The organism is Lysinibacillus sp. LK3 (genome assembly GCF_001043675.1).
Lineage (GTDB): Bacteria > Bacillota > Bacilli > Bacillales_A > Planococcaceae > Lysinibacillus > Lysinibacillus capsici.
Map to the genome: position 1 here is coordinate 118,052 of NZ_LDUJ01000034.1, position 9,846 is coordinate 127,897.

Annotated in this window: 7 protein-coding genes and 1 pseudogene; 5 read left to right on the top strand and 3 right to left on the bottom strand. The window is 35.1% G+C overall.

Annotated features, from left to right (window positions below; all coding sequences use genetic code 11):
* Positions 1-135: 135 nt before the first annotated feature.
* Positions 136-3,192: an ATP-binding protein gene (locus tag VK91_RS20910; protein WP_048395577.1), complete on the top strand. Its 3,057-nt coding sequence runs from the start codon at positions 136-138 to the stop codon at positions 3,190-3,192.
* A 247-nt stretch (positions 3,193-3,439) separates the two neighbouring features.
* Here VK91_RS20910 and VK91_RS20915 read toward each other — a convergent pair whose 3' ends face one another.
* The gene (locus VK91_RS20915) at positions 3,440-4,045 is read right to left on the bottom strand and encodes an ankyrin repeat domain-containing protein (protein WP_048395581.1); all 606 of its coding nucleotides are present in this window, start codon (positions 4,043-4,045) and stop codon (positions 3,440-3,442) included.
* A gap of 585 nt (positions 4,046-4,630) precedes the next feature.
* Here VK91_RS20915 and VK91_RS20920 point away from each other — a divergent pair.
* The 3 genes and pseudogenes from VK91_RS20920 to VK91_RS20930 all read left to right on the top strand — a co-directional run.
* Positions 4,631-5,458: pseudogene (locus tag VK91_RS20920) on the top strand (DUF4822 domain-containing protein); the annotation flags it as partial.
* Between the two features lie 127 nt (positions 5,459-5,585).
* Positions 5,586-6,299: an N-acetylmuramoyl-L-alanine amidase gene (locus tag VK91_RS20925; RefSeq protein ID WP_004233756.1), complete on the top strand. Its 714-nt coding sequence runs from the start codon at positions 5,586-5,588 to the stop codon at positions 6,297-6,299.
* 72 nt (positions 6,300-6,371) lie between these two features.
* Complete coding sequence (locus VK91_RS20930; RefSeq protein ID WP_004233758.1) at positions 6,372-7,427, top strand: P-loop NTPase; 1,056 nt, start codon at positions 6,372-6,374, stop codon at positions 7,425-7,427.
* A 55-nt stretch (positions 7,428-7,482) separates the two neighbouring features.
* Here the strand turns inward: VK91_RS20930 and gerD are convergent, their stop codons facing one another.
* Positions 7,483-8,091 (bottom strand): spore germination lipoprotein GerD, encoded by a 609-nt coding sequence (gene gerD, locus VK91_RS20935; protein WP_004233763.1) that lies wholly within the window; start codon positions 8,089-8,091, stop codon positions 7,483-7,485.
* A gap of 151 nt (positions 8,092-8,242) precedes the next feature.
* On the opposite strand from gerD, the gene VK91_RS20940 reads away from it, so the two are divergent.
* Complete coding sequence (locus tag VK91_RS20940) at positions 8,243-8,917, top strand: KinB-signaling pathway activation protein (RefSeq protein ID WP_048395583.1); 675 nt, start codon at positions 8,243-8,245, stop codon at positions 8,915-8,917.
* 36 nt (positions 8,918-8,953) lie between these two features.
* Here the strand turns inward: VK91_RS20940 and VK91_RS20945 are convergent, their stop codons facing one another.
* The gene (locus VK91_RS20945) at positions 8,954-9,610 is read right to left on the bottom strand and encodes a hypothetical protein (protein ID WP_048395584.1); all 657 of its coding nucleotides are present in this window, start codon (positions 9,608-9,610) and stop codon (positions 8,954-8,956) included.
* Positions 9,611-9,846 lie beyond the last annotated feature (236 nt).

A 9,846-nucleotide genomic window follows, 5' to 3' on the forward strand; every position in this document is an offset into this window, starting at 1 on the left:
TAACAGCCCTATGATAGGATGCCTAAGAGGACTAATGAAATACAGGTGAAAGTCATATTGCATAATGGATTTCATTCTAACTAACTGATAGTTTGATGTTATATATAATTGTGTTCAAGTAGGGGAGGGGTGATAGTGAAAAAAAATATTAGCATTACTTTGGCCATTATCATGCTATTTATTATCGTATACTTTATTGGCAATGGAGAGTATTTTGTTAGTAGTAGTCAGCCGATTGCGCAAAATGGGATCGTTACGATTGAAGAAAAAGAACTACAAGAAAAGACTATTTTAAAACTAGATGGAGAATGGTCTTTCTATCCAAATATCTTAATAGCATCAAGCGATTCATTCGACGCGTACGAGAGCGAGAAAATACCAATTGAGGTACCAGCTACTTGGAATAGCTTTGTAGAACCAAATGAGGAAGGGCTTACTGTAGGAACGTATCATGTTAAGATAAATGTACCAGTTGAAGGGGAATATGGATTATACATTCGTTCAATTCGTCAATCTAACCGTGTTTTCATAAATGGAAAAGATGTAGGTAGTAAGGGGAATCCGAGTGAAACCTTAAAGGACTTTAAGTTCGAAAATGATGATAAATATACGGTGTTTGCACCAAGTGAGAATCTAATGCTTGATATAGTAATTCATGTGGGGAATTATAATTATCCAAAATCCGGTATTACTTTTCCTATTGAGTTTGGAACAAAGGAAGCTATTCAAAGAGATTTTAGCATGAAAATTTTAGCAGAATCGTTTGTATGTATTGGTTATATTGTATTCGGTGCAATTTATATTATATCGTATAGTCAAAATCGGAAGCGAAAAGAAGAATTGTTTTTGGGGTTATTCACTATATTATTCGGACTGTACATGTCGTTTACAAATGAAAAAATATTTTTCCTTATTTTTACACATTTAACTATAAATGAACAAGTACGTTTCCAATTAGGGATTTTACCACTTGTTGATGTTTGTTTAGCATTATTTCTCTATTATTTGTATCCGGAGTTTATGAGGAAAAAAGCAATTTATATTATTAGTATTTTGTTAGGTTTACTTTTTTTTATCTATGGGATTTACAACCCGATGACAAAAAATAGTATGATTATACCAATAGAAAATCTAGTTCTTTCCCAAATAATCTTTGCAGTAATTTTTATTCCAGTTGGGCTTTATAATGTGTTTGTGCTATTACGTGTGCTTATGAAAGGTGTAGATGGCTCACGTTATATTCTAATTCTTTTAGTATCTCTTACTTGTTATACTTTTTTAATGGTAATGTATTACATTTTTGATATACCTATGGTTTATAGTGAACAATTATTGTTTATTTTTACACTCTATAGTTTTGCATCTCTGCTTAGCTTCCGAGCAAATACTTCTTTTAAGGAAGTTCAAGCGTTATCGGAAGAGCTTTTGATGCATAATCAAATGAAGGATGAGTTTTTATTGAAAACGTCTCATGAATTACGTACGCCTTTAAATGGTATTTTAAATATATCCAAATCATTAATGGAAGGTGTACAAGGACCTTTAAAGCGTGAGCAACAAGAAAATGTCATTTTAATACATAATGTCGCGCAACGTTTAGGTTATTTAGTAGAGGATTTATTGATTTCTTCGAATCATATGACCGGAGAAGTTCGTGTTATCCCTCGTGTTGTTCCGATAAGCGTAATTGATGAAGTAATTGAGGAAATTCGTAGTTTAATGTCGAGTGATACATCCATAAGGTTAATGAGTGCAGTAGATTCTAATTTACCCCATATGTATACAGATGAATTACGATTGAAACAAGTGCTTTATAATTTACTCTATAATGCTCTGCAACATACAAAACATGGGCAAATTACAGTCTTAGCTAGTGTACGTAATGATTATATGGAAATACAAGTAAGCGATACTGGAATTGGTATACCATCACAAGACTTAGATCGAATTTTTAATTCTTTTTATCAAGTAAAGAAAGGTAAAAAAAGTGGGGGTCTTGGGTTAGGATTAAGTATCTCAAAAAATATAGTAGAACAGTTAAATGGGGAAATTCATGTAACAAGTACATTAGGTGTTGGAACAATTTTTACATTTACGGTGCCACTTGCCACACTCGAAAAACTAGATATTGAAACACAACACCAGATAGGAAATCGAGCAGATAATACTATACTACAGCTAGATTTACCATTACTGCATAAAGGTAATGACAAAGCCATACTCATTGTTGATGATGATCATGTGAATATAAAAGTACTAGTGGACGTATTAATTCAAAAAGGCTATACCGTTATTGGAGTAGATAATGGGTTTGAAGCGATAGATTATATAAAGAAACATAAAGTAGATTGTATGTTAGTCGATTTAATGATGAATGGTATGTCAGGCTATGAATTATGCAAACAAGTACGAAAGCAATACGATATGTTGGAATTACCGATTATAGTTTTAACAGCAATTATGCAGCATTCGGATTTAGTGCTATCTTTACAAGTTGGGGCAAATGATTATCTGCAAAAACCGATTGCGATGGATGAATTACTAGTGCGTATTCAATCATTACTAGCGGTTCGACAATCTTCCATTGATGCGATTGAAGATGAAATGAATTATTTATATGCGCAAGTAACTCCTCATTTTGTCTACAATACACTTAACACTATTATCGGCTTAAGCTATACAAATATAGAGAATACACGAGAGGCGTTATACAGTTTAGCCACCTATTTCCGTGCCAAGCTAAATGTCCATTATCGTAACAGCATGGTTTCAATAGAAGATGAAATAGATCTTGTAAAAGCATATCTCTATATTGAAAAAATGCGCTTTGGTGATCGTCTTACAGTTGCGTATGATATTGATGAGTCCATTCAATCTTTGATTCCAGCATTATCAATTCAGCCTATAGTTGAAAATGCAGTTTTTCACGGGATTTCGAAGAAAAAAGAAGGTGGTACTATTGAGGTGAGTGTGCAACGAGAAGGTCAATTTATACGTATTAAAATTTATGATAATGGGGTCGGTATCTCAGAAGAAAAGTTGCAACGATTAGTAAATGAAGAAAACTCACGTATTGGATTTACGAATCCTTTGAAAAAATTTAAGCTTATGAGAAATGCCAGTCTCCGTATATATAGTGAAGAAGGAAAAGGAACTACTGTTATTATTCTATTACCAGAAGAGAATTCGTAACCTTTACAAATGGCGTACCGTTTAAAGATGATTTGGTCTTTACGGAGTCAGAGGCAGACAAAAAGACTCTTTCTACTTTCGAGGAAAGAGTCTTTTTGTCATTCCATCATAAAAAGCAATCTGTGAAGTAACCCAAAGATTGCTTAACGTTATTTCTTTTGAAATTGCAGGTGAAATTGATGCAACAGGTAAGCTAATTCCGAAGTGAGGCCATCTAGAAAAGTATATGATCATATCTCCTATAGTGTTAACTGTTATTTCGTTCGGGTACAGCTTCTTTTAAAATTTGCTCAATCTCATAAAAGCCTAGTTTTTTTGCATGCTGCAATGGTGTGACACCATCTTGATCTCCAATAGTTATATCAGCACCATGATCCACCAATAATTGCACAATTTCTTGATGTTTCTCCCCACCATTGCCTAATATGACTGCCTCCAATAGAGCTGTCCAATGCAAATTATTAATGTGATTGACATGAATGTCCGAGTGATTAAGTAGCTCTCGGACCACCTCAACATGTCCACGTTCGGATGCAGGGATGATGGCAATTCCACCAAAGCGATTAGTTAGCTTTGTATCTGCCCCTGCAGATATGGCAAGTTTAACGATTTCTAAATAGCCTGATGCCCCTGCATGTAAAAGTACGTTCTCAAGGTTATTATCTCTAATATTAATATCAGCACCATGTTGAATGAGCACCTTCACAGTATCCACCTGGTTATTATAAGTGGCAGCTAAGACAGGGGTTCTTCCATTCTGATCCGTTGTATTAATATTGATGCCTTTTTGCAGAAGTGCTAATACTTTATCAATATCACCGTTCGCTGCTGAAAGTATTAATTGATCATTCATTTTTCCACCCTCTTTTCTTTGGTTAAAACAGCCAAATGACTAATGGTATATCACTGTAGCCTACTTTTCCGTTTATAAAAATATGGTAACATGTTGCGAATTATACGAGTAATATTAAAAAGATATGCTAGGCTTAGCTTTTTCCTATAATAAATAATGTTGAAGTACTCGTTTGTGAGAAATGTCGATCACCCATAAATTAAGTATATGTAGAAAAAAATAAATAGCTTTTTACATAAACCTCACTATTAGTGTACAGATTTAATATATATTAAAAATATTTTCGTATAAGTTTATGTTTTTTTAAGAAATTATTTAGGGGGAGTTTAACATTCCACTTTAATATAGTTTTTAGAAGGTACAACAAACCTTTCATTTTTAAAAATTGTCATTATGGGTTTGATGTAATTCAAAATATAAACTAACCGATGGAGGTAAGTAGGTATGAAAAAATTATTAATAGTATCTGTTGCAGCTATTGCATTACTGGCAGCGTGTCAAGATAAGGAGCCTGCAAAAGGCAATAAGACAAATAGTGAGGAAGTTAAAACAGAAAGTACAGTAACAGAAAATACTGCCAAAGAGCAATTAACAAAGGGACAAGAAATGGCTAATGTTCTAAGTAGTACAAATTGGCAAGGTACAAAGGTTTATGATCAAGATCACAATGATTTAACGGCGGAGAACGCAAACTTCATTGGCTTAGCAAAATATGATGCCCAGACAGGTCATTATGAATTCTTTGACAAGGCTACAGGTAAAAGCCGTGAGGATAAAGGGACATTCTTTATCACAAATGATGGGAAACAAAGAATATTAATTTCCGAATCAAAAAACTACCAAGCAGTTGTCGAGATCACTGAGCTAAACGATAGTATCTTTACTTATAAGAGAATGGGTAAAGATGCTGCGGGCAATGATGTAGAAATATTCGTGGAACATATTCCATATAAAGAAAAAGAACTGGCATTTACTGATTCCGATAAAACGTTAGATGCTTCTACAGGTCAAATTGTTACAGACGTTGACGGAGATAAAATTCTCGCTGATACACTATGGCATGGAACAGTTGTGTTAGATGAAGCGGGTAATGATGTAACAGAATTCAATTCAAATTTCATTAGCATTGCAAAGTATGATGCAAATACAAATAAATATGAGTTCTTTAATCCTGAAACAGGTGAAAGTCGTGGAGACTATGGTTACTTTAATGTCATTCATGATAATAAAATAAGAGCGCATGTTTCTGTCGGTGATAATAAGTATGGTGTAGCTCTTGAAATTACAGAAATCAACGATAAGAAGTTCACGTATAAACGAACAGGTAAAGACAAAGATGGCAATGATATAACTGTATTTGTAGAGCATGAGCCATATACAGGTGAATTCAAACCTACTTTTACAAACCAATAAAATTCTTCCTCCCTTAATATAGAAGAAATTAAAACTCTCAAGTTTGTGACTTGGGAGTTTTTTTTACTTTCTGGCATAGTTCATCCACTAATTTCGTACACTAAATGTAAAAGGGTGGTGTATATGGGTGAAGCGCTGGCTTGCACTAGGAGTAATTATGCTTATGAGTATAGTGGTCGTGGCATATGAAACAAATGCTTCGGACCGTAACTTCTTCTTACCGGACCCACTTGGTGGCATAAAAATTGTCATTGATGCAGGGCATGGTGGTGAGGACGGAGGAGCTTCAAAGGGCGAAGTGATTGAAAAGGATATTACACTTGCAATTGCTCAGCATGTAGAGAAGCAATTAAAGAAAAAAGGCGCAACGGTTATAATGACAAGAACAAAAAATGGTGATGTAATCGATGAGCATGCGCCATCAGAAAAATATGGAACAATGAGAGAACGGAAAAAGCAAGATATCTTCCTAAGAAAGGATATCGTGGAAAAGGAAAAGCCTGATGTATTTATAACTATTCATGCAAATGCCATTCCTGAAACAAAATGGCGTGGCGCACAGGTATTTTACCATAAGGAAGGACATGCTGATGGAGAGATTCTTGCCAAGAGTATTCAACAATCCATTCGCACTAATTTAAAAAATACAGACCGTGAAGCATTGTCTATTAAGCAAATCTATTTATTGAAGAAAGCGGAAGTACCTGCAGCTTTAGTGGAGACTGGTTTTATTAGTAATGATGAGGAACGAGCATTATTAGTGGACAAAAACTATCAAGAAAAAATGGCAGATGCCATAGTTGAAGGTATAGAAGACTATTTATTAGCCAAAATTGAGTAGAGCAACATCTACAACGTAAATCAAATCATTATGATATACTAATATTGAGACAATATAAGGGGAGTGTTCGTCGTGATTACTGAACAACAAGTACGAGAAATACTGGGACAACTACAAGATCCATTTTTACATAAATCGCTTGCAGAAACAGATGGTATTACGAACGTAGCAATAAAAGAAGAAAAAAATCATGTCAGTGTAAAAATTGCCATTGCTAAACTGAATACACCGGAACAATTACAACTACAAATGAAAGTTGTTGAGGTGTTGAAAGAAGCAGGTGTAAACACTGTTGGTATTCGTTTTGAAGAACTATCAACAGAAAAATTGCAAAGCTTCCGTGGCACAGCAACAGAGTCGGAAGCACAAGATATTTTATCTCCATTAAGCACAGTCCAAGTAATTTCAATTGCTTCTGGTAAAGGTGGAGTTGGTAAATCGACAGTATCAGTAAACTTAGCTGTTGCTTTAGCTCGTCTAGGAAAGAAAGTCGGCTTAATTGACGCAGATATTTATGGATTTAGTGTACCTGATATGATGGGTGTAACGGATATGCCTAAGGTAGTCGATAATCGTATTTTCCCAGTAGATCGCTTTGGGGTAAAAATGATTTCAATGGGCTTCTTTGTAGAAAATAACGCACCGATCGTATGGCGCGGACCAATGCTTGGTAAAGTATTAGATCAATTCTTCCGTGATGTTGAGTGGGGTGAATTAGATTATCTATTATTAGATTTACCTCCTGGCACAGGTGACGTTGCATTAGATATCCATCAAATGTTGCCATCATCAAAAGAAATTGTTGTAACAACTCCACACCCAACAGCAGCATTTGTTGCAGCTCGTGCAGGGGCAATGGCGCTTCAAACAGACCATGAAATTTTAGGAGTTATCGAAAACATGGCTTGGTTTGAATCTAAATCAGGTGACCGAGAATTTGTCTTTGGGCAAGGAGGAGGACCAAAGCTAGCTGACGAACTACGTACAGAGTTACTTGGACAAATCCCGCTTGGGCAACCAGATTGGACAGATGAAGATTTTGCTCCTTCTGTATACGCTGAAAAACATACAACAGGACAAATTTATTTAGACATCGCGACGAAAATCATCGATAAATTAAATAAATAATAAAAAACGGATTTCCACCAGTTTTATGGGGAAATCCGTTTTTACATTACCAAGGTTACTCGGTACTTTTTTGTCCCTTATCCGATCCGCCACCACTATCGCCACTCGCTTCTTTCTTATCGCCACTTCCTGATGAACCTGTTTCGCCACTTTTCTTAATAAGTTCCTGCCATTTAGATTGCATTAAAGGGCTTTCGATCGTTTCCTTTACAACTTCCTCCATTTGCTTGCGCATATTGGATGATTTAAGGATAGTCTCCAACTGCTTTTGCATATCGGGTTGCCCGAAAAATGCCTCCATATCCTTTTGGAAAGTCGGATCTTTTATTAAGTTCTTCATAATATCCTGTTGCTGTTTTTGCATACTTTTCGCAACAGTTTCTTTAAACTTTGGATCTTCAAAGGTTTTTTTCCAAAAGTCTTCTGCTTCCTTGGAAAGTAAAGTTTCCTCGGTAGCTTTTTTCACTTCATCATGCTCTAAAATCAAGAGCTCACGGAAACTCGGCTCTTCTAAAAGCTGTCGCAATGCCTTTTTACCATCCTCTGTTTGTAAAGAGTCAATCATGATTTTTTTTATTTCATCATAGGACATGGTAGAGGTTTTATCTTGTGAACAGGCAGAAAGAAAAAGCATTAGAATCAGTAATAAGGTGAATTTTCGCATCGACAATCAGTCCTTTCTCTAGATAGACTCTTTCAATTATTGTTCACATTTCTCAGGACTTTATGTATTGGTTAGGATGAGAAATAGCTTTTTTAACAAGGCATTGATAAAATAAGGACAGATATATTGAGAAATTGGGGGACTTTTAGTAGTGACGATACGAAATTGGGCAAAGTTTTTCTTCTTTGCAATGCTCGTTGGTGGTGCAGTCAACGGAGTTTTTAGTTTATTTATTCGCTGGGAATTCTTCCAACCATACATAGCAAACGGTCAATGGGGTGAGTTTTCCGCTGGACTTTTATGGATGGTTTTCTTAGGGTTTACAATGAGTGTTATAGCGCAAGCTGGCTTTTTTGCTTATTTAACACTTCATCAGGTAGGTGTTAATATTTTTAGAACACTGACATTATGGAATTGGGTACAGCTATTATTAATTGCCATAACGATTTTCGATATAATTTTCTTCCGCTTTATTCCTGGTGTGAAGGATGGGCAAAGCTGGTTGTTCTATGTAGGACTATTAATTGTCCTCATTTTTGGGGCAATAGCAACAGCTGTTCAAAAAGTAAAATTAACAGGGAAAAAACATGTAATGATTTCGGCACTATTCTTTATGATTGTCATTACAACGTTGGAATGGACAATTGCCTTGATGGGTCGCGATGAAAATATTAATGAGTATGTTGCGCTTTTATTATTCCCATTATTGGCGGTTAATGCGTATCAATTATTAGTATTACCTAAATATAATGCAAAATCTGATGAAGATCGTCAAAAATTAGAAGCACGACGCCAAGCTCGTCGTGAACAGGCTAAAAACGCATAAGGAAAAAATTGCCTCGCTGTATTGGAGGCAATTTTTTTATGGCGCTTTTTTAGTTTGAACCTTATAACCAAATATATTTTCTTCAATCGACATAAACTTATGCTGTTGTATGAGAGTGTTAAGCTCTTTAAGGGATATTTGATTATTTTGATGGAGCGGGAAAAAGACAAAATCACCTTTTTGTAATTTCGGAGTTTTCTCACCTTGCCAAATAAGCGAAGGAGATAGTAAATTCATTTGTTGTTGGAATAAGGCTTTCTGTAAATCCTGTGAATATTGATGATTTCGGGTAGCAAACCATAAAGGTTTTTCTTTTAAATATTTTTCGTAAGTATCAATATCCTTTTGGATGAGTGCAATGTCAACGGGTTCTTCTACTGAATCATCCGGCCCAAGTAATCCTGTAGGCAATTTTCGTTGTTGGATAATTTTTAAATGATCGGGTGACCGTTTTATCCAACCAGCATCTAAAAGTAGAAGTGGATAAGGCTCTTTCACCGTTTGGAGCCATTCTAATAGAGAGTCATCAGAGAAAGAGATCTCTACAATAAGAGATGTGCCATAATGTCCTTTTGTGACCACTACTGGTGCATTCGCAATATTAAATACAGAAATCATCGTTGAATTTATAGGCTTTAAAAAGGCAAAAAGCATTACAATTAAAAGCAGTGAAATCAACGTTTTACGGACCATAATGATAACCTCGTTTCTAAAATTAAAATAAAAAATGAATCTCTTTAAAAAAACTTATGATTTAGTGTTGACTTTCATGAATAATCGATGTTATTATGTATAAGTCGCCAAGAGGTGACAACGAAATAAAGAAACATGAACCTTGAAAACTGAACAAGCAAAACGTAATCAATAAAGTTTTAAGTAGCTAGCTTCGGTTAGTGAACAAAACAAAAATTTTGGACATCAAACATGAT

Coding starts and splice junctions, on each gene's coding strand:
- gerD (WP_004233763.1), bottom strand. CDS start 8,091: ATGCGAAAATTCACCTTATTACTGATTCTAATGCTTTTTCTTTCTGCC.
- VK91_RS20945 (WP_048395584.1), bottom strand. CDS start 9,610: ATGGTCCGTAAAACGTTGATTTCACTGCTTTTAATTGTAATGCTTTTT.
- VK91_RS20915 (WP_048395581.1), bottom strand. CDS start 4,045: ATGAATGATCAATTAATACTTTCAGCAGCGAACGGTGATATTGATAAA.